Source organism: Klebsiella sp. 28 (assembly GCF_018223905.1).
Lineage (GTDB): Bacteria > Pseudomonadota > Gammaproteobacteria > Enterobacterales > Enterobacteriaceae > Klebsiella > Klebsiella pneumoniae.
The window spans coordinates 1-20930 of sequence record NZ_JAGRQY010000133.1 but is presented as its reverse complement, the minus strand read 5'-3'; the positions used below and the strand labels follow the sequence as shown (position 1 = coordinate 20930).

At 57.8% G+C, this 20930-nt stretch carries 17 protein-coding genes and 1 pseudogene; 8 read left to right on the top strand and 10 right to left on the bottom strand.

The genetic code is table 11. The features are described 5' to 3' along the window. Both cytR and priA read right to left on the bottom strand, forming a co-directional pair. Nucleotides 1–643: DNA-binding transcriptional regulator CytR (gene cytR, locus KHQ28_RS21310; protein ID WP_211777675.1), on the bottom strand; the 643-nt coding region annotated here is incomplete at its 3' end. Nucleotides 644–793: 150 nt separating this feature from the next. After that, entirely contained in the window at nt 794–2989 is a 2196-nt protein-coding gene (priA, locus tag KHQ28_RS21305) for a primosomal protein N' (RefSeq protein ID WP_032418230.1), read from the bottom strand. Between the two features lie 252 nt (nt 2990–3241). Here priA and rpmE point away from each other — a divergent pair, with 252 nt between their 5' ends. Beyond that, on the top strand, nt 3242–3454 hold the full coding sequence (gene rpmE / locus KHQ28_RS21300) for a 50S ribosomal protein L31 (RefSeq protein WP_002882922.1): 213 nt from the start codon (nt 3242–3244) through the stop codon (nt 3452–3454). A gap of 101 nt (nt 3455–3555) precedes the next feature. On the opposite strand, the gene metJ is transcribed toward rpmE, so the two are convergent. Further along, a complete protein-coding gene (gene metJ, locus KHQ28_RS21295; protein ID WP_002882924.1) occupies nt 3556–3873 on the bottom strand; it encodes a met regulon transcriptional regulator MetJ in 318 nt (105 codons plus the stop codon). 267 nt (nt 3874–4140) lie between these two features. On the opposite strand from metJ, the gene metB reads away from it, so the two are divergent. Both metB and KHQ28_RS21285 read left to right on the top strand, forming a co-directional pair. Further along, nucleotides 4141–5301: a cystathionine gamma-synthase gene (metB, locus tag KHQ28_RS21290; protein WP_004150388.1), complete on the top strand. Its 1161-nt coding sequence runs from the start codon at nt 4141–4143 to the stop codon at nt 5299–5301. Nucleotides 5302–5303: 2 nt separating this feature from the next. After that, a complete protein-coding gene (locus KHQ28_RS21285) occupies nt 5304–7736 on the top strand; it encodes a bifunctional aspartate kinase/homoserine dehydrogenase II (protein ID WP_002882944.1) in 2433 nt (810 codons plus the stop codon). Here KHQ28_RS21285 and KHQ28_RS21280 read toward each other — a convergent pair. Beyond that, nucleotides 7711–8847, bottom strand: a complete 1137-nt coding sequence (locus KHQ28_RS21280; protein WP_032418229.1) for a hypothetical protein — start codon at nt 8845–8847, stop codon at nt 7711–7713. The genes KHQ28_RS21285 and KHQ28_RS21280 overlap by 26 nt on opposite strands. A gap of 138 nt (nt 8848–8985) precedes the next feature. Here KHQ28_RS21280 and KHQ28_RS21275 point away from each other — a divergent pair, with 138 nt between their 5' ends. Continuing rightward, nucleotides 8986–10542: a bifunctional UDP-sugar hydrolase/5'-nucleotidase gene (locus KHQ28_RS21275; RefSeq protein ID WP_004177990.1), complete on the top strand. Its 1557-nt coding sequence runs from the start codon at nt 8986–8988 to the stop codon at nt 10540–10542. 37 nt (nt 10543–10579) lie between these two features. Here the strand turns inward: KHQ28_RS21275 and KHQ28_RS21270 are convergent, their stop codons facing one another. After that, complete coding sequence (locus KHQ28_RS21270) at nt 10580–10951, bottom strand: carboxymuconolactone decarboxylase family protein (protein WP_002882947.1); 372 nt, start codon at nt 10949–10951, stop codon at nt 10580–10582. 91 nt (nt 10952–11042) lie between these two features. Between KHQ28_RS21270 and KHQ28_RS21265 the strand changes: the two genes are divergently transcribed. The 3 genes from KHQ28_RS21265 (at nt 11043) to KHQ28_RS21255 (ending at nt 14092) form a co-directional block, all read left to right on the top strand. Then, nucleotides 11043–11951, top strand: coding sequence for a LysR family transcriptional regulator (locus tag KHQ28_RS21265; protein ID WP_004187294.1), 909 nt, complete (start codon nt 11043–11045; stop codon nt 11949–11951). Nucleotides 11952–12179: 228 nt separating this feature from the next. Further along, complete coding sequence (gene metF, locus KHQ28_RS21260) at nt 12180–13067, top strand: methylenetetrahydrofolate reductase (protein ID WP_002882952.1); 888 nt, start codon at nt 12180–12182, stop codon at nt 13065–13067. A 143-nt stretch (nt 13068–13210) separates the two neighbouring features. Then, entirely contained in the window at nt 13211–14092 is an 882-nt protein-coding gene (locus tag KHQ28_RS21255) for a DMT family transporter (RefSeq protein ID WP_004177983.1), read from the top strand. A 63-nt stretch (nt 14093–14155) separates the two neighbouring features. On the opposite strand, the gene KHQ28_RS21250 is transcribed toward KHQ28_RS21255, so the two are convergent. The 3 genes from KHQ28_RS21250 to KHQ28_RS21240 form a co-directional block, all read right to left on the bottom strand. Beyond that, nucleotides 14156–15259, bottom strand: a complete 1104-nt coding sequence (locus KHQ28_RS21250) for a glycerol dehydrogenase (protein WP_004146274.1) — start codon at nt 15257–15259, stop codon at nt 14156–14158. Nucleotides 15260–15313: 54 nt separating this feature from the next. Next, nucleotides 15314–15976, bottom strand: coding sequence for a fructose-6-phosphate aldolase (gene fsa / locus KHQ28_RS21245; RefSeq protein ID WP_004146275.1), 663 nt, complete (start codon nt 15974–15976; stop codon nt 15314–15316). Between the two features lie 205 nt (nt 15977–16181). Then, the gene (locus KHQ28_RS21240) at nt 16182–17168 is read right to left on the bottom strand and encodes an AraC family transcriptional regulator (RefSeq protein WP_072198300.1); all 987 of its coding nucleotides are present in this window, start codon (nt 17166–17168) and stop codon (nt 16182–16184) included. Between the two features lie 24 nt (nt 17169–17192). Between KHQ28_RS21240 and zinT the strand changes: the two genes are divergently transcribed. After that, nucleotides 17193–17843, top strand: a complete 651-nt coding sequence (zinT, locus tag KHQ28_RS21235; RefSeq protein WP_004177973.1) for a metal-binding protein ZinT — start codon at nt 17193–17195, stop codon at nt 17841–17843. Between the two features lie 43 nt (nt 17844–17886). Here the strand turns inward: zinT and ppc are convergent, their stop codons facing one another. Both ppc and KHQ28_RS21225 read right to left on the bottom strand, forming a co-directional pair. Continuing rightward, nucleotides 17887–20538 (bottom strand): phosphoenolpyruvate carboxylase, encoded by a 2652-nt coding sequence (gene ppc / locus KHQ28_RS21230; RefSeq protein WP_004181636.1) that lies wholly within the window; start codon nt 20536–20538, stop codon nt 17887–17889. 258 nt (nt 20539–20796) lie between these two features. Further along, nucleotides 20797–20930, bottom strand: a pseudogene (locus KHQ28_RS21225) (acetylornithine deacetylase); the annotation flags it as partial.

Here is a 20930-nt window from a genome sequence, read left to right as displayed (position 1 = left end):
GCCGTTGTGCCATTATCGCCTGCACATAACCCTGCAGGCGATAATGGCACAACGGCATATCTTCCGGGCCGGCGATACAGCCGATACGCTGATGTCCCAGCTCGTGGAGATAATTTACCGCGTTAAAGGCCGCCGTCAGATTATCGATATGGACGGTGGGCAGCTCCAGCTCCGGCGCAAACTCATTCGACATGACCATTGGCGGCAAATTGCGCTGCTCTTCCACGCTGGCGTCAAACGGCAGGCGCGAGCTGAGCAGCACCATGCCGTCGATCTGCTTGGTGATGATAAGGTCGATAAAGGTTTTTTCTTTCTGATTCTGGTGGGCGCAATCGCCGATTAACACCAGATAGCCGTGCTCGGCGGCAGTGACTTCAATACCGCGGATCACTTCACTAAAGAAGGGATCGCAGATATCCGGGACGATCACGAGGATCGTTCGCGATTCGTTGCGCTTCATATTGCGTCCGAGCGACTGCGGTAAATAGCCGACTTCCAGCGCCGCCTGCTCGACCCGGTTACGGGTGGCTTGCGACACCTTATCAGGGTTCATCAACGCTCGGGACACGGTTGCCGTGGAAACGTTTGCCTTGAGGGCGACGTCTTTCATGGTGGCGGCAACCACTTGTTTTTTGGGCTTCACCTGGTTTCTCCTCGCTGAATGGCGCTGGCATTTCCCTTGGGCGCTAACTGCTGCATCATTTTTATCAGATAGTCGCGGCAGTGAGTTACAGAATTTTCATGAAAAACGTGATGCTTGTTAAATTTTTCGATCCGGCTCGCAAGAGAAGGCTTATCCTTCAATCGGATCGACATCCAGCACCCACTTCACTTTTCTCGCCTCCGGAAGCGTATTGATCAGCGCCAGCGTACCGCTAACGATATGTTGCAGACGCACCCGCGAAGGATGCTGCAGCAATATTTGCCAGCGCCAGCGGCCGCCGCGCTTTGGCGCCAGCGCCGGAACCGGACCGAGCACCCATAGCTTTTCGTCGGCCAGCGGGCTGGCCTGCAGCAGATTGCGCAGCTGTTGCAAAAACAGCGGCGCCTGCTGGTTGTTATGGTCTTCCGCACGAATCAGCACATGGCTGGTCCACGGCGGCAGCTGCATCGTCCGCCGCTCTGCCAGCGCCTGTTCGGCAAAGGCGTCGTAGCCTTTATACAGCAGGGTCTGCAAAAGAGGGTGTTCCGGATGGTGGGTTTGAAGAATGACCTCGCCCTGTTTTCCTGCCCGGCCCGCTCGTCCGGAGACCTGGGTATAAAGCTGAGCGAAACGCTCTGCGGAGCGGAAATCAGCGGAAAACAGCGCCCCGTCGACATCCAGCAGGGAGACGAGGGTGACGTCCGGGAAGTGGTGCCCTTTGGCCAGCATTTGGGTGCCAATCAGAATACGCGCCCCGCCGCGATGGACGGCGGCGAGATGCTCCTCCAGCGCTCCTTTGCGGCTGGTGGTATCGCGGTCGATACGCGAGATAGGCACCTCAGGGAACAGCGGCGCCAGGGCCTGCTCCAGCTGCTCGGTGCCGATCCCTACCGGCACCAGATGCGTGGAGCCGCAGGAAGGACACTGGCGCGGGATCGGGCGCTGGCTGTCGCAATGGTGGCAGCGCAGATGGTGCTGCGCCTGGTGCAACGTATAGTAACTGTCGCAGCGCGGGCATTCCGCTATCCAGCCGCAATCGTGGCACAGCAGCGCTGGCGCAAAGCCGCGGCGGTTAAGAAACAGGATCACCTGGTTATCCGCTTGCAGGTGCTGGCGCATACGGCTAATCAGCGCGGGAGACAGGCCCGCCTGCAGCGGTTGCCCTTTGAGATCGAGCACGTGCTGCTGGGCCGGGCGCGCATTGCCCGCGCGTTTGCTTAAGGTTAACTGGCGGTATTTACCCTGGCGGACGTTATGCAGAGTCTCCAGCGCCGGCGTCGCCGAGCCGAGAATTATCGGGATCTGCTCGCTGTGGGCGCGCCATACCGCCAGGTCGCGGGCATGGTAGCGCCAGCCTTCCTGCTGCTTGTAGGAGCTGTCATGCTCTTCGTCGATGACGATGACGCCGAGATCTTTAAATGGGGTAAACAGCGAGGAGCGGGTGCCGATCACAATGGCCGCTTCGCCATTTTTCGCCTTCAGCCAGGCCGAGAGACGTTCGCTGTCATTGAGCCCGGAGTGCAGCACTTCCACCGGCGCGTTAAAGCGCTGGCGAAATCGGGCGATGGTTTGCGGCGTCAGGCCGATCTCCGGCACCATCACCAGCGCCTGGCGCCCCTGCGCCAGCACATTCTCCAGCACGCTCAAATAGACTTCCGTTTTCCCGGAGCCGGTAATACCCGCCAGCAGCCAAGCGGAGAAACGATCGGCGGCGCTGTGGATCGCCCCGACGGCGGTGGCCTGCTCGGTATTCAGGCGCAGGCGTTCGCCGGCAACCGAATACTCGCTGCGCCAGTCGGTGAGGGCGGGCGCTTCGCAGGCCAGCTCCGCCAGCCCTTTACCGCGCAGCGCCTGCAGCGCCGCTTCATTGAATTCCAGTTCGCCAACCTGATGACGCCAGATTTTGCCCTGGCGCAGCGCCGCCAGCGCCTGCTGCTGCTTCCGGGAGCGTTTCAGACCGTTAAGGTCGACAACCTGCCCCTGCTCGGTGGCGAACCAGTACCACAGCGGCGTGGCGCTGGCGGGTTTGCCCTGGCGCAGCATAACGGGTAATGCATGGAACAGCACATCGCCGATCGGGTGATGGTAATACTCAGCCGCCCACATCAGCAGTCGCCAGACAGTCGTGGAGAAGACCGGCTCGTCGTCCAGCGCTTCGGCGACCGGTTTTAGCTCATCCAGCGGCAGTTCGCTGCGCTCGCTCACCGCCGCGACAATGCCGATCCGCTCCTGTTTGCCGAACGGCACCCGCACCCGACAGCCCGCTTTGACCGCCATGCCTTCAGGCAGCAGGTAGTCAAAAGTGCGCGGTAGCGGAACGGGTAGGGCAACGTGGGCGACGGACATGTCATCTTCCTGACTTGAAATCTGGCGGGATAGTATACACATTACGATAAGGCGGCGCGGATCAGTTTGCATATGCTGGTCAAATTCTGTATGATTCGCCGCCTTTGATGCGCTTTATATGGCATTGAAGATTGACCATTACCGCGTGCTTCACGCTGTCAGCAGCGTAGAAGGCGACGGGAAATTACTAATATCGCGTGGTGTCTGGCGTTAGGGCTGGAAGAGCGACGCGGCCTTAACTGAGGTTCTCCCATGAAAAAAGGTATTCACCCAAATTACGACGAAATTACTGCTACCTGTTCTTGCGGTAATGTCATGAAAATCCGCTCCACCGTTGGTCACGACCTGAACCTCGACGTGTGCGGCAAATGCCACCCGTTCTTCACCGGCAAACAGCGTGATGTTGCTACCGGTGGCCGTGTTGACCGCTTCAACAAGCGCTTCAGCATCCCGGGCAGCAAGTAAGTTGCCAGAAGAAGCCGCCTCAGGGCGGCTTTTTTGTCTCTTCCGCCTGCCTGGGCGGGAAAGAAAAAAGGGCGGAAGATTATTCCGCCCTTTTTATCGTCTCAGTATTCCCACGTATCCGGGTCGATTCCCAGTTCACGCATAATCGCTTTCGCCGCTTCCGGGATCTCATCGCTGCGCTCTTTACGCAGGTCTTCATCGTTAGGCAACGGTTGTCCGGTAAAGGCATGCAGAAACGCTTCGCACAGCAGCTCGCTGTTGGTCGCGTGACGCAGGTTATTCACCTGACGACGCGTGCGTTCATCGGTGAGGATTTTTAACACCTTCAGAGGAATGGAAACCGTAATTTTCTTTACTTGTTCACTCTTCTTACCGTGCTCAGCGTATGGGCTGATATATTCGCCGCTCCATTCAGCCATGAGATACCTTAATCCTCTGTTTATTAGTGAAGGGCCAGAATATTCCGCCCGGGCTATAATTGCGCGTAGTTTACCGTATGCGCGGGCTTTCTGACATGAGATAAGCCGCCGACGACGTGCGCTAATGCATATAATTTTAACGGCTATTTGCACTTTGCTCAATCTATACGCAAAGAAGTTTAGATGTCCAGATGTATTGACGTCTATTGTGACAATGATTACTCTGGAGCCTGACTTTTCACCGATTCAGCCCAGGAACTTCCCAACATGACGCGTAAACAGGCCACCATCGCAGTGCGTAGCGGTTTAAATGACGACGAGCAGTACGGTTGCGTTGTCCCGCCGATTCACCTCTCCAGTACCTATAACTTCACCGGCTTTAATGAACCGCGCGCCCACGACTACTCCCGTCGTGGCAATCCGACGCGCGATGTGGTGCAGCGCGCCTTAGCGGAGCTGGAGGGCGGCGCCGGCGCGGTGCTGACCAATACCGGAATGTCGGCGATCCTGCTGGTGACGACGGTGTTCCTTAAACCTGGCGATCTGCTGGTGGCGCCGCACGACTGCTACGGCGGCAGCTACCGTCTGTTCGACAGCCTGGCGAAGCGCGGCTGCTATCGCGTCCAGTTTGTCGATCAAAGCGATGAGCAGGCGCTGCGGGCGGCGCTGGCGGAAAAACCGAAGCTGGTGTTGGTGGAAAGCCCAAGTAATCCATTGCTGCGGGTGGTGGATATTGCGAAAATCTGTGGTCTGGCGCGTGAGGCCGGGGCAATTAGCGTGGTGGACAACACCTTCCTGAGCCCGGCGTTGCAAAACCCGCTGGCGCTGGGCGCCGATCTGGTGCTGCATTCCTGTACCAAATACCTCAATGGTCACTCCGATGTGGTGGCCGGGGTGGTGATTGCCAAAGATCCGGCAACTGTCACCGAACTGGCATGGTGGGCGAATAATATTGGCGTCACCGGCAGCGCCTTCGACAGCTATCTGCTGTTGCGCGGGCTGCGGACGCTGTCTCCACGGATGGAAGTGGCGCAGCGAAATGCCCTGGCGATCGTTGAGTATCTGAAAACCCAGCCGCTGGTGAAAAAGCTGTATCATCCATCGCTGCCGGAAAACCAGGGGCATGAAATTGCGGCGCGTCAGCAAAAAGGTTTTGGCGCAATGTTAAGCTTCGAGCTTGACGGTGACGAGCAGACGCTGCGCCGTTTTCTGAGCGGGCTGTCGCTGTTTACACTGGCGGAATCGCTGGGGGGCGTTGAAAGCCTGATTTCCCATGCGGCAACGATGACGCATGCCGGCATGGCGCCTGAAGCGCGTGCCGCCGCCGGAATTTCAGAAACGCTCCTGCGTATATCGACCGGTATTGAAGATGGTGAAGATTTAATTGCCGACCTGGAAAATGGCTTCCGGGCAGCAAACGAGGAATAAAGATGAGTGTGATTGCGCAGGCAGGGGCGAAGGGTCGTCAGCTGCACAAATTTGGTGGGAGTAGTTTAGCGGATGCGAAATGTTACCTGCGCGTCGCGGGGATCATGAAGGAGTATTCGCAGGCGGGGGATATGATGGTCGTCTCCGCCGCTGGCAGCACCACCAACCAGCTGATCAGCTGGCTTAAGCTTAGCCAGAGCGATCGCCTTGCTGCGCATCAGGTTCAGCAGTCGCTTCGCCGCTATCACACCGAGCTGATTGGCGGTCTGCTGGAGCCTGCGGCGGCGGATACGTTGATAGCCGCCTTTATCCACGACCTTGAGCGTCTGGCTGGTCTGCTGGACGGCGGGGTTTCCGAAGCGGTCTATGCGGAAGTGGTCGGCCATGGGGAAGTGTGGTCCGCGCGCCTGATGGCGGCGGTTCTCAACCAGCTGGGTATGGAAGCCGCCTGGCTGGACGCGCGCGCGTTCCTGCGCGCGGAACGCGCCGCGCAGCCGCAGGTGGATGAGGGATTATCTTACCCACTGCTGCAGCAGCTGATGGCGCAGCATCCTAACAAACGTCTGGTGGTGACCGGCTTTATCTCCCGCAACCAGGCCGGCGAAACCGTCCTGCTGGGCCGTAACGGGTCTGACTACTCTGCCACCCAGATCGGCGCGCTGGCGGGCGCCTCCCGGGTCACTATCTGGAGCGACGTTGCCGGGGTGTACAGCGCGGATCCGCGCAAGGTGAAAGACGCCTGCCTGCTGCCGCTGCTGCGTCTGGACGAAGCCAGCGAGCTGGCGCGCCTGGCCGCGCCGGTGCTCCATGCCCGCACGCTACAGCCGGTTTCCGCCAGTGATATCGATCTGCAGTTACGCTGCAGCTACACGCCGGAACAGGGTTCCACGCGCATTGAGCGCGTGCTGGCCTCCGGTACCGGCGCACGGATTGTCACCAGCCATGACGACGTCTGCCTGGTGGAGTTCCAGGTGCCGGCCGGTCACGATTTCAAACTGGCGCATAAAGAGCTGGACGCTCTGCTCAAACGCGCCCAGCTGCGCCCGTTAGCCGTTGGCGTCCATGCCGACCGTAAGCTGCTGCAGTTCTGCTATACCTCCGAGGTGGCCGACAGCGCGCTGAAATTGCTCGATGAAGCCGGTCTGCCGGGCGAGCTGCGTCTGCGTCAGAAGCTGGCGCTGGTGGCGATGGTGGGCGCGGGAGTCACCCGTAACCCGCTGCACTGCCACCGTTTCTGGCAGCAGCTCAAAGGGCAGCCGGTGGAGTTCACCTGGCAGTCTGAAGAGGGGATCAGCCTGGTGGCGGTGCTACGCGCCGGGCCGACGGAAAGCCTGATCCAGGGGCTGCATCAGTCCTTGTTTCGCGCCGAAAAGCGTATTGGCCTGATGCTGTTCGGCAAAGGGAACATTGGTTCCCGCTGGCTGGAGCTTTTCGCCCGTGAACAAACTACGCTCTCGGCGCGTACCGGTTTCGAGTTTATTCTCGCCGGCGTAGTCGACAGTAAACGCAGCCTGCTGAATTACGACGGGCTGGATGCCAGCCGGGCGCTGGCTTTCTTCAACGATGAAGCGGTGGAGCAGGATGAAGAGTCGCTGTTCCTGTGGATGCGCGCGCACCCGTATGATGATTTAGTGGTGCTGGACGTCACCGCCAGCGAACAGCTGGCCGACCAGTATCTTGATTTCGCCAGCCATGGCTTCCACGTCATTAGCGCCAACAAGCTGGCGGGCGCCAGCAGCAGTGATAAATATCGTCAGATCCACGACGCGTTTGAGAAGACGGGGCGCCACTGGCTATATAACGCCACCGTGGGCGCCGGCTTGCCGGTGAACCATACGGTGCGCGACCTGATCGACAGCGGCGATACTATTCTCGGCCTGAGCGGTATCTTCTCGGGAACGCTCTCCTGGCTGTTCCTGCAGTTTGATGGCACCGTGCCGTTCACCGACCTGGTGGATCAGGCGTGGCAGCAGGGGCTGACCGAGCCGGATCCGCGCGTCGATCTGTCCGGTAAGGATGTGATGCGTAAGCTGGTGATCCTCGCGCGGGAAGCGGGCTATGACATCGAACCGGATCAGGTGCGTGTGGAATCACTGGTACCGGCGCACTGTGAAGAGGGGTCGGTCGATCACTTCTTTGAGAATGGCGAAGAGCTGAACGAGCAGATGCTGCAGCGTCTGGAAGCGGCCCGCGAGATGGGGCTGGTGCTCCGCTACGTGGCGCGCTTTGATGCCAACGGCAAAGCACGCGTCGGTGTGGAAGCGGTACGCGAAGAGCACCCGCTGGCGGCGCTGCTGCCGTGCGATAACGTGTTTGCCATCGAAAGCCGCTGGTATCGCGATAACCCGCTGGTGATCCGCGGGCCCGGCGCCGGGCGCGATGTGACCGCCGGGGCAATCCAGTCGGATATTAACCGCCTGGCGCAGCTGCTGTAAGCGTCGCGTTATACTCTTGAACCAGTGAGGCCACTATTTGCGTTACGCGCCCTGCGGAATACAGGGCGCTCTGCGCAAACGCGGGTCTGTTTTCCAGCCATATTGTAAACCGTCGGCTGGCCGCAAGGTCTGGTAGAAAGGCGTTCTCTTCTGCAGTGCCGGCAAGCCGGCAGACCATTTTCTGATTCTCTTCCTGCGTCCAACGCTGCCATGAATTTTGCCACCAGCCATGATGGGTTTTCCCCTGTAGCTGCCACGGAGCCGGGCTGGCTGGGTTCCTTATCTCTTCTTCCACATACCATAGATCGCCTTGCCGCTGACGAAAAAGCGGCGCCCAGGCAACGATCGCCGCGCCGCGTAAAAAGCATTCATGCGCAATAACGTGCGTTTTCACCTCTGGAAACCGCTGGCTGAGCAGTTTGAAATGACCGTGCGCGGCGATAACCGGGCGCAATATATTGCCGCGGGCATGGCGCTTTTGCATTGCGCTGCCGTACTGGATTTCATCGAACTGACTGCGTTGTAAAAAGCGCATTTCAGTGAGAGAAATACGTTGAATAATATCGTCAGTCTCCTCCCTGTCGGCTTGTCCGCCGCGCCAGTGATAGCGTAATGATTCGCCTACCGCGAAAGGAGTGAAATTAGAGGTAAGATGAATAACATTACCGCGCCCGGCATCAAAGCTTAATAAAAAATAGAGCTTTTGCCCGGCGGCATTACCCTGGAATGGCGCTATCAACGGTACGCTGCAAATACGTCGTGGGGCTTCAATTGGGGCGATGTGTGGGAATTTTGGCGTCCAGACCTTTTTACAGTGGCGGCACTGAAGGCGTTGCGTACCCTGCGGATTGCGGCCGTAGCGAATAGTATCCCGCTGATAGCATACCGGGCAAAAATAGCCGTAGCGGCGGGCATGATCCGTCAGATAAGCCGCCAGCCAGGGGCGGAATTCCCGTTCGTTAAACAGGGGGGGATAGCTGCCGCAGGCTGCGCAGTAGAGCGCCGGGTAGCCCAGCCGAAAATTCGGGAAATGATACTCAGCCGCAGACGGTAAACCTAAATTGCGGCAGCCAAAGGTTTTACAGGCGTTAATGGTAAAGAGAGTATCCACTGGCAGGTCAATACCAACGATTTTTACAGGTCGTTAATTTTGTCCTGCTCAGGTTGCATACAACTGTGAATGCTCTCACATAAAAAAGTCTTTCAGAACGTAACTTAGCGGTTCTTTATCACTCTGAAAGGAACTCCGATGAAACTAAAAACAATGAGCGCAGCACTTCTGTTAACCTTGCCTTTCTGGGCCTGCGCCAAAGATGTCACCATCATTTATACCAACGATCTTCATGCCCATGTCGAACCTTATAAAGTGCCATGGATAGCGGATGGTAAACGAGATATTGGTGGTTGGGCGAATATCACGACGATGGTGAAACAGGAAAAAGCGAAAAATAACGCGACCTGGTTTTTTGATGCCGGAGATTATTTTACCGGGCCTTACATCAGTAGCCTGACGAAGGGCAAAGCGATAATCGATATTATGAATACGATGTCCTACGATGCGGTGACTATCGGTAATCATGAGTTCGATCACGGCTGGGATAATACGTTGCTTCAGCTTAGCCAGGCGACATTCCCGATTGTTCAGGGCAATATTTTTTATCAGAACAGCGATAAATCGTTCTGGGATAAGCCCTATACCATTATCGAAAAAGATGGCGTGAAAATTGGCGTGATTGGCCTGCACGGCGTGTTTGCTTTTAATGACACCGTTTCTGCCGCGACGCGAGTGGGTATCGAAGCGCGTGATGAGGTGAAATGGCTACAGCATTATATCGATGAACTTAACGGTAAAGTGGATCTGACCGTGGCCCTGATCCATGAAGGCGTCCCGGCGCGTCAGTCGAGCCAGGGGGGAACCGATGTGCGTCGTGCGCTGGATAAAGATATTCAGACTGCGGGTCAGGTGAAAGGTCTGGACGTTTTAATTACCGGCCATGCTCACGTTGGCACACCGGAGCCCATTAAAGTGGGTAATACGTTGATTCTTTCTACCGATAGCGGCGGCATCGATGTGGGTAAACTGGTGCTGGATTATCAGGAGAAACCGCACCAATTCACGGTGAAGCACTTTGAGCTGAAGACGCTTTATGCCGATGAGTGGAAGCCTGATCCGCAGACAAAACAGGTCATCGACGGCTGGAATAAGCAACTTGATCAACTGGTGCAGCAGGTCATTACACAATCGCCCGTTGAACTGACCCGTGCGTATGGCATCTCTTCGCCGTTGGGCAATCTTGCCGCTGACGCCTTGCTGTTGGCAGCAGGTAGGAGTACGCAGATGGCGTTAACCAACTCGGGCGGGATCCGGAATGAGATCCCCGCCGGGGCGGTGAGCATGGGCGCCGTTATCAGCACCTTCCCGTTTCCCAACGAGCTGGTCACCATGGATCTAACCGGGAAGCAGTTGCGTAGCCTGATGGAGCATGGCGCCGGGTTGAGCAACGGCGTGCTGCAGGTCTCCCGGGGACTGGAAATGAAGTATGACAGCAGCAAACCTGTGGGCCAGCGCGTTGTGTTATTCAGGCTAAACGGTAAACCGATTGACGATACGACGGTTTACCATATTGCCACCAACAGCTTCCTTGCAGATGGCGGCGATGGTTTTGTCGCGTTTACCGAGGGGCAGGCGCGTAATACCTCCGGCGGCTATTACGTTTCAAATGCGGTCGTAGACTATTTCAAAGCCGGGCAAAAGATAACGGATGAGCAGCTTAACGGGCAGCGCGTTGTCGATGTGAAGAAATAAGTTTTTAAGGCCGGGCAGTCAGCCCGGCCTTAAGCGATCAGTGGGCCGCAAATACCGCCCTGGCGGCAAACAGGCCGTTGAGGGCCGCCGGGAATCCGGCATAGACTGCCATCTGCATGATCGCTTCCGTAATCTCCTCTTGCGTCAGGCCGACGTTTAATCCTGCGGCAATGTGTACTTTCAGCTGTGGCTCGGCGTTACCCAACGCCGTGAGCGCGGCGATGGTGGCGATTTCCCGGCTGCGTAAATCGAGCCCTGGCCTGGCGTAAATATCGCCGAAGGGGAACTCAATCAGATAGCGGGCGAAATCGGGGGCGATATCCCGCAGGCTGTCGACGACGGCTTCCCCGCCCTTACCATCCACCCGCTGAAGCATTTCCTGACCGATGATATAACGTTCGCTGGACATCGTTTTTTCCTCTCTGTGATGGTGCGTTAAGAGGAAGGGTAGGGAAGTGTGCCGGACTTGAGTAATACCCTTTTCGTGATACCTTTTCAGTATGACAACTTCAAGATTACATTCTCTGGATATTCGCCTGCTGCGCGCCTTTGCCGTGGTAGCGGAGGAAAATAACATCAGCCGGGCGGCGCAGCGGTTATTTATCTCGCAGCCGCCGCTGACCCGCCATATCCGCCATCTGGAAGCGCAGCTGGGGGTGACTCTGTTTCAGCGCCATAGCAAAGGCCTGATCCTGACCGACGCGGGTAGAGAGGTGCTGGAGATGATTCAGCCTCTGCTGGCGCTCCAGGAACGCACGCTGGCGGCATTGAGTGAGCTCGCGGCCCACTCGCCGCAGGCTCTACGTCTGGGCGTGACGACGGCCTTCGAACAGGGCATTTTCGCCGCCGTTGAGGCTGCGCTGAGCGAACATACCCGCGCGTTGCATATCACCCGCCACGCCTCACCGGCGCTGGCTCAGCAGGTACGCAAAGGCAAACTCGATGCGGCGCTGGTCGCGTTGCCGCTCAATACTGAAGGGCTGCACCTGCACCCATTGCCGTATCATGAGCCGCTCATTGCGGCATTACCGGCCTCCTGGCCGGAAGCCGCCAGGCCAGGGCTGACGTTAAGCGCGCTCAATCATCGGCCGCTGTTCTGGTTTAAACGCGAGCGTAATCCTGGTTTCTTTGACTACACGCGCCGCATTTTCGACCGGGCTGGCTATGCCCCGACGTATGTGGAAGAACCGGCCGAGCATGATGTGCTGCTGGCGCGTATTGCGCGCGGGGAAGGCATGATCCTGCTGCCGGCGTCCTTTTCCGCGATTCAGCGTCAGGGGGTGGCGTTCTGCCCGGTGGCTGAGGGCGACGCGATGCCGTTAAGCCTTGGGGTGATTTATCCGCCTCACCAGGCAGAGTCCGTGCAGCAATGGCTTTCTCTGCTGGATGGCATTCTGGCGACTGGCTAGTCTCAGGCTGACTCGCGAGCCACCTTATATTGCCCACCGAGCCGCTTCCTTTGCGTGGTCAGGTGATCGGAAGATGAACTTTTTTCAAGTAGGTGACCTATTCCTCACTCTTTACGCAGATTTTTCTATTGACGCCCGCGCGCTTTTCCGTCATTTTTACATCTGGACGTCTAAACGTATAGAAGTTCGCAATATAACAGCCATTACATGCGATTGATGAGGTAAGGTATGAGCTTTTTTCACGCCAATCAGCGGGAAGCCCTGAATCAGAGCCTGGCGGAAGTCCAGGGCCAGATTAATGTGTCTTTTGAATTCTTTCCGCCGCGCACCAGTGAAATGGAGCAAACCCTGTGGAAATCCATCGATCGCCTGAGCAGTCTGAAACCGAAGTTTGTTTCGGTAACCTATGGCGCGAACTCTGGCGAGCGCGATCGCACCCACAGCATCATCAAAGGCATTAAAGAGCGAACCGGTCTGGAAGCAGCGCCGCACCTGACCTGTATCGATGCCAGCCGCGATGAGTTGCGCACTATCGCTCAGGATTACTGGAACAACGGTATCCGCCATATCGTCGCCCTGCGCGGCGACCTGCCGCCGGGCAGCGGTAAACCGGATATGTACGCCGCCGATCTGGTGACGTTGCTGAAAGAGGTAGGCGATTTTGATATCTCTGTCGCCGCGTATCCGGAAGTGCATCCGGAGGCGAAAAGCGCGCAGGCGGATTTACTGAACCTGAAGCGCAAAGTAGAAGCAGGGGCCAACCGCGCGATCACCCAGTTCTTCTTCGATGTGGAAAGCTACCTGCGTTTTCGCGATCGCTGCGTCTCGGCAGGCATCGACGTGGAAATCATTCCCGGTATCCTGCCGGTCTCCAACTTTAAACAGGCGAAAAAGTTTGCGGATATGACCAACGTCCGTATCCCGGTGTGGATGTCAAAAATGTTCGAAGGGCTGGATAACGACGCCGAAACCCGTCAACTGGTGGGGGCGAATATCGCCATGGACATGGTGAAGATCTTAAGCCGGGAAGGGGTCAAGGATTTCCACTTCTACACCCTGAACCGCGCCGAGATGAGCTACGCTATCTGCCATACGCTGGGCGTACGCCCGGCCTGAGTTTTCATTAACGTTTAGTGCGATGGCGAAGCCGGTATTCGCCATCGCTTTTTTTTGCCCAAAACGCTGATACAGGTCAGGGGAGAGCAGAAGATAAAGCGCGTATAGTGCCAGCCTGATAATTGACAGGGATGGGTTATGCAATGGCAAGGAAGAGCGATCCACTGGCGTTTGGCGGTTTGGCGTTATTAACGCTGATCTGGAGCTTTAGCTGGATCGCGATGAAGCAAGTGACGAGCTATATCGGCGCTTTTGACTTCACGGCGCTGCGCTGTATTTTTGGCGCCGTGGTGCTATGGATAGTGATGTTGATCCGCGGTAAAGCGCTCAAGCCGACGCCTTTCGGCTACACCCTGGCGATCGCGTTATTGCAAACCTGTGGCATGGTCGGTCTGGCACAGTGGGCGCTAATGAGCGGTGGCGCCGGTAAAGTGGCGATCCTGAGTTATACCATGCCATTCTGGGTTGTGGTGATGGCCGCGTTATTCTTAGGTGAGCGCATGCGGCGATGGCAGTATATCGCCATCGGGGTGGCATGCGTGGGCCTGATACTCGTACTTCAGCCTTGGCAACTCGACTTTACTTCCCTGAAAAGCGCCTTGCTGGCGATCCTCTCCGGCGTGAGCTGGGGGGCAGGTGCGATCGTCGCGAAGCGTATGTATACCCGGTATCCGCAGGTTGATTTGCTGGCACTAACGACATGGCAGATGCTATATGCCGCCGTAGTAATGAGCGTAGTGGCCTGGCTCGTCCCGCAACGAGCGGTAGACTGGCAGCCCGACGTTTTCTGGGCCCTGGCTTACAGCGCAATCCTTGCAACGGCGCTGGCCTGGAGTCTGTGGCTTTTTGTACTGCGTAATTTACCGGCAAGTATAGCCGGTCTGAGTACGCTGGCCGTACCGGTCTGTGGCGTGCTATTTTCCTGGTGGCTACTACATGAAAATCCAGGAAAGGTGGAAGGTTGTGGCATTGCGTTGATAGTACTGGCGTTGGCGATGATCAGTATCAAGAGACGAGGGGCATAGCCTGCTCCGGCCTGCAGAGATGCATAAAAAACACCCGGCTGTCGCCGGGTGTTTTGCTCTGGTTTATTCCCATTCCTGCAGGAAGCGCTGACCATACTGGTCGGCCACCAGCAGCGCGGCGTAGACCTGGTCGGAATCAACGCCGCCCGGCATATTGTGAATGGTTTCGCCTTCAGCGCAGGCGGCTTCCGCCACCAGACGCATTTTGGTCGGGATATCACCTTTGATATCCAGCTGCGCCAGGGTGATCGGCAGCCCAACGCTGTGGCACAGCGCGGCGACGGTCTCTATTTCGTCCACCGGCGCATTTTCCAGCACCAGCTGCGTCAGGGTTCCGAACGCCACTTTTTCCCCGTGATAATAGTGATGGGCGTCAGGGATGGCCGTCATGCCGTTATGAATCGCGTGCGCCGCCGCGAGACCACCGCTTTCGAAACCCACGCCGCTCAGATAGGTGTTGGCTTCCACCACCCGCTCCAGCGCCGGGGTGACCACGTGCTGTTCGGCGGCCAGCATCGCTTTTTCACCCTCTTCGAGTAAGGTGTTGTAGCATAGCTCGGCCAGCGCCAGCGCCGCCTGGGTGCACTTCCCGCCCGCCATGGTGGTGGCGCCGCTACGGGAGCAGGCGCGGGCTTCGAACCAGGTAGCCAGCGCATCGCCAATCCCGGCGGCCAGCAGGCGGGCCGGCGCGCCGGCAACGATCTGCGTATCGACAATGACCATGTTGGGGTTGCGCGGCAGCATCAGGTAGCTGTCGAATTCCCCTTCGTCGGTGTATATCACCGACAGCGCGCTGCACGGCGCATCGGTGGAGGCGATGGTGGGGGCGATCGCCACCGGCACATTCATAAAGTGGGCCAGCGCTTTCGCGGTATCCAGGGTTTTGCCACCGCCGATCCCCAGCACGGCGGTGCACTTCGCGTTGCCGGCGATATCGCGTAGGCGGTTGATTTCATTATGCGAACACTCACCGCCAAACGGCGCGATTTCGGCCGCCAGGCCAGCGTCGGCCAGGCTTTTACGCAGCATCTCTTCCGCAAACCCCAGGACGAACTTATCACCGACCACCAGCCAGCGCTCGGCCAGCGGTTTCAGATAGTCGCCGAGGCGCTTGATGGCGCCTGCGCCCTGGATATATTTGCCTGGTGATTGAATAATGCGATCCATTTCGATTCCTCCTCGATGACCGTGACGCCGCCCGCAGGCGGCTCGCGGATCCGGTTACAGATTCAGCGTGCCAAAGGCGTTATTCCAGTCTTGTTCAAACTTCTCTATGGCTGACTCTACCGCAGGGGTGCCGAGCATTTGTTGCGCTACATCTAGTGGAAGGGTGATTGCTTCGCAGCCAGCCAGCAGACAATCCAGCGCCTGGCGTGGCGTTTTGAAGCTTGCCGCCAGAACTTTGCTCTCGGGCGCATGCATTTCCAGCAGGGATTGCAGCTCCTGCACCATGCGGATGCCGTCCCCGCCCTGGGCGTCGACGCGGTTAACGTAAGGCGCGACGTACTTTGCGCCGGCCAGCGCGGCCAGCAGGCCTTGCGAAGCGCTGTAGACGGCGGTGCCAAGGGTCGGGATGCCTTCTTTCTTCAGCAGTTTGATAGCGGCGAGCCCTTCGGCGGTGACCGGGATTTTGACCACAATGCCCGGCACGGCATTGCTCAGACGTTTGGCCTCTTCCACCATGCCCTGCGCGTCGCGGCTCATGGTCTGCGCGAAGAGGGTGCCCTCCGGACCGACGGCTTTTTGCAGGCGCGGCAGCACATCCCAGACCGGGACTTTACCGGCGGCGATAATGCTCGGGTTGGTGGTTACCCCGGCCAGCGGGAAGATGCGGGCCAGGCGTTCCACTTCGGCGACGTTGGCGGTATCCAGATAGAGTTCCATTGTGTTTTCCTCAATGCTTAATTCGGTGCTGTCGTTGAGGTAAGCATACGGCTTTCGTTCGAAGGATCGCCAGATGACAAATTTGCCAAAAACTGGATAAATGTACGCATCGTGATTAAGGATGATTTAGATCACATTTATCGGCGCTGGCTGGGATGGGAGGTTACTATAGCGCGCACAAAAGTCAGGTTTAACACACAAAAATCTAGTTTTTTACCGGGGATGCTTTTTCCGTCAGCTGGCTATGGTACTGGCGGCGGTATTCAGACGGCGAGCGTTCCGTAGTTTTGCGGAACAGGCGGCAGAAGTAGTTGCTGTCGGCGAAGCCGCAGGCGTGGGCGATGTCTTTCACTTTCATATCGTGGCCCTTCAGCAGCATACGGGCCTGTTCGAGACGAATATGGTTTAGATATTCATTGAAGCCCATTGGCCCACATTTCTGGAACAGATGGGAAAGATAGTTGGGAGAGAGGTAGAACGCCTGGGCCACCGATTCCCGGCTCAGCGGTTCCGCATAATGGATGTCCATATATTGGCGGATCGCTTCGAACAACGCCTGGCTGCGCGAGGAGGTTTGCGCCTGGCTGCCGAGAAGATCATGGCAGTGGCTGAGCAGGCTGACGACGATGCTGCGGGCGGTTTGCTGCTCCTGCGGTTGCATCCGGAGTTCATTGAGCGCCTGCAGCAGAAATGATCCGACGCGCGGCCCGCGGCGCAGCGCCTGCCGCTTGTCGACAACAGTTATCGCCTTGCCATTCCAGTGCTGCAGCGAGCACTCCAGCTGCTGCTTAGCGAACAGGATGCTTAACAGCAGGCAGGGCGCTTGCCACTGCGGGCAGTTCCAGCTATCGCCAGGGATATAGAGCACGTCATGGGCCTCAAGGAGCGGGGCGTTATCGCCGAGGGCCTGGTCGGGCAACTGCCCATCGAGGAGGATATTCAGACGGGGAAAATCCACCTGCACCGCTGGTGCAGCAGGCGAGCGCGTCTCGCCGGCGAAATAAACCCGGCCGAGGCTGGTCTGCTTTTTTAGCAATGCATCAATAAGCTGATTGATATCGTTGTCCATCATTCTTCCGTTCAGCGCATCACCCTTTTCATCATACCGGACATTATTCCAGCGGTAAAAGCGCTTGCCTGTCGCTCTTGCCTCCCGGATAAGATATGTTATATCGTAACAATTTGTCGCCATTGATAGCAAACTCAGGAGAGAGTAATGACCAGAAAGATCCCCCTGCTGGCCTTAGGATTCGGCATGGCTTTAGCCAGCGCCCAGGCGTTCGCCCACGGCAACCATAGCCATGGCCCGGCGTTAACCGAAGTGGAGCGTCAGGCCAGCGAAGGCATTTTTGCGGATAAAGATGTGCAGGACCGCGCGCTGAGCGACTGGGAGGGCGTCTGGCAGTCGGTGAACCCGTATCTGCTCAACGGCGATCTCGATCCGGTGCTGGAGCAGAAGGCGAAAAAGCCCGGCGGCAAGAGCGTGGAGGAGTATCGCGCCTATTATAAGAAGGGCTACGCCACCGATGTGGAGCAGATTGGCATTGAAGATGACGTGATTGAGTTCCACGTTGGCCAGACCGTCAATAGCTGCAAATACCGCTATTCAGGCTATAAAATTCTGCATTACGCCTCCGGTAAGAAGGGCGTGCGTTATCTGTTCGAGTGCCAGCAGGGCGATGCCAAAGCGCCGAAATTTGTGCAATTCAGCGACCATATCATTGGCCCGCGTAAATCACAGCATTTCCATATTTTCATGGGCAATGAATCACAGGAGGCGTTGCTGAAAGAGATGGATAACTGGCCGACCTATTATCCGTATGCGCTGCATAAAGAACAGATCGTTGATGAGATGCTGCACCACTAGAACGGGCGGAAAACCCCCGGCCGGGCGGCCGGGGAGAGATAGATTAACCGGTGTTACGCATACCGGCGGCGACGCCGGCGATGGTGACCATCAGCGCTTGTTCAACGCGCGGATCCGGGTCCTTGCCCTCTTCTTCAGCCTGGCGTGAACGGTGCAGCAGTTCCGCCTGCAGGACGTTCAGCGGGTCGGTATAGATATTACGCAGCTGGATAGACTCGGCGATCCACGGCAGGTCGGCCATCAGATGGGAGTCGTTGGCGATGGCCAGCACGACGTTGATATCGGCAGCCAGCAGCTTGCGCAGCTCGGAACCCAGCGCCCACAGCTCCGGCTTCACCAGGCGCTGATCGTAGTACTCCGCCAGCCACAGGTCGGCCTTCGAGTAAACCATCTCCAGCATGCCGAGGCGGGTAGAGAAGAACGGCCAGTCGCGACACATGGCTTCCAGTTCACTCTGTTTTCCACCTTCGACCACCTTCTGCAGCGCAGCGCCAGCGCCCAGCCAGGCCGGCAGCATCAGGCGGTTCTGGGTCCAGGCGAAGATCCACGGAATGGCGCGCAGCGATTCGACGCCGCCGGTTGGACGACGTTTTGCCGGACGCGAACCCAGCGGCAGTTTGCCCAGCTCCTGCTCCGGGGTCGCAGAGCGGAAGTAAGGGACGAAATCTTTGTTTTCACGCACGTAGCCGCGATACATCTTGCACGACACGTCGGACAGCTCGGCCATGATGTCGCGCCATTCTGCTTTCGGCTCCGGCGGCGGCAGCAGGTTGGCTTCCAGAATGGCGCTGGTATACAGCGACAGGCTGCTGATGGTGACTTCCGGCAGGCCGTACTTAAAGCGGATCATCTCGCCCTGCTCGGTAACGCGCAGGCCGCCTTTCAGGCTTCCCGGCGGCTGCGAGAGCAGCGCGGCGTGGGCCGGCGCGCCGCCGCGGCCGATAGAGCCGCCGCGACCGTGGAACAGCGTCAGTTCAATCCCGGCTTTTTCGCAGGTTTTGATCAGCGCGTCCTGCGCCTGGTACTGCGCCCAAGAGGCGGCCATCACGCCGGCATCTTTAGCGGAGTCAGAGTAGCCGATCATGACCATCTGCTTGCCCTGGATAAAGCCGCGGTACCAGTCGATATTCAGCAGCTGGGTCATGACGTCGTTGGCGTTGTTGAGGTCATCCAGCGTTTCGAACAGCGGGGCCACCGGCAGAGCAAAGCCAATCCCGGCTTCTTTCAGCAGGAGATGAACCGCCAGCACATCGGACGGCGTTTTCGCCATCGAGATCACGTAGGCGGCGATCGATCCGCGCGGCGCCTCGGCGATCACCTTGCAGGTGTCGAGAACTTCACGCGTCTCTTCGCTTGGCTCCCACTGGCGCGGCAGCAGCGGACGTTTGGAATTCAGTTCGCGGATCAGGAAAGCCTGTTTGTCGGCTTCCGACCAGCTTTCGTAGTCGCCGATCCCGAGGTAACGGGTCATTTCACCCAGCGCTTCGGTATGGCGGGTGCTTTCCTGACGAATATCAATACGCACCAGCGGTACGCCGAAAGACTTCACGCGGCGCAGGGTGTCGAGCAGCTCGCCGTTGGCGATAATGCCCATGCCGCAGGCCTGCAGCGATTTATAGCAGGCGTACAGCGGCTCCCATAGCTGCTCGTTCTGAGTGATCAGTCCCGCCGGTTTCGGCAGCTTCTGACCTTTCAGACGCGCTTCCAGCCAGGCCTGGGTCTCCATCAGTTGAGAGCGCAGTTTTTTCATCAGATAACGGTAAGGTTCCTGAGCGCCCTCGGCGCCAGCCAGGGCGCGCAGCTCGTCGGTACACTCCACCATCGACAGCTCGGAGATCAGCACCTGCACGTCTTTGAGGAACAGGTCGGTCGCTTTCCAGCGGCTGAGCAGCAGCACGTGGCGGGTGATGTCGGCAGTCACGTTCGGGTTGCCGTCGCGGTCGCCGCCCATCCACGAGGTGAAACGCACCGGGACGAAGTCCACCGGCAGCTGATAGCCAAGGTTGGCTTCCAGCTGTTCGTTCAGCTCGCGCAGATAGTTAGGCACCCCTTCCCACAGGCTGTTTTCCACCACCGCGAAGCCCCATTTGGCTTCATCGACCGGGGAAGGGCGGTGCTTACGAATTTCATCGGTATGCCACGACTGGGCGATCAGCTGGCGCAGACGGCGCATTAGCTGATGGTGCTCGTAGTCAGCGATATCTTTGTTGTCCAACTGCTTAAGGCAGTTGTTCACTTCCACCATTTTATGGATCAGCGTCCGGCGGGTGATCTCGGTCGGGTGGGCGGTTAACACCAGCTCCAGAGACAGCGATTCCACCGCTTGTTTGATGGTCTCTTCGTTGAGATTGGGTTGGTCTTTGAGCTTTCTCAGGGTACGCGCAATGACTTCCGGATTGCTGGCCGCTTCGCCATTGGCCGAAATGCTGTGGTACTGCTCAGCGGTGTTGGCCAGATTCAGAAACTGGCTGAAGGCACGGGCCACCGGCAGCAGTTCGTCGTTTGACAAATTCTGCAGCGTGGTCAGCAGCTCCTGGCGGTTAGCTTCGTTGCCGGCGCGTGAAGATTTGGACAACTTACGGATAGTTTCGACACGATCAAGAATATTTTCTCCCAATGCATCCTTGATGGTATCGCCCAGCACCTTGCCGAGCATACTGACATTACTACGCAATGCGGAATATTGTTCGTTCATGTTACCCCAGACACCCCATCTCATTTTATTTTGTTATATCCGCTGCGCTGGAACGTGAGCAACGGATAAGCAACCCGTCTTTTATAAAGCCACGTAAATACCCCCACGTCAATTACTGCGAAATCGCTTCAGCAAACGAGTAAATCGCCGTAATTTGCGAAATTTAATTCAGGGAGCGCTGGATAAGTATCGCTTATGGAAATGTGACGATCGTCACCGTTCCGCCCCGGGAGAACGGGGCGGAAAAAGAGGGCGATTTTAGTGCCAGCAGAAGTGATGAACCACCTGGCTAATCAGCTCCCGGGTCGGCTTGATAAAGCGCGTCTCCAGATACTCGTCAGGCTGATGGGCCTGATTGATGGAGCCCGGGCCGAGAACCAGCGTCGGACACA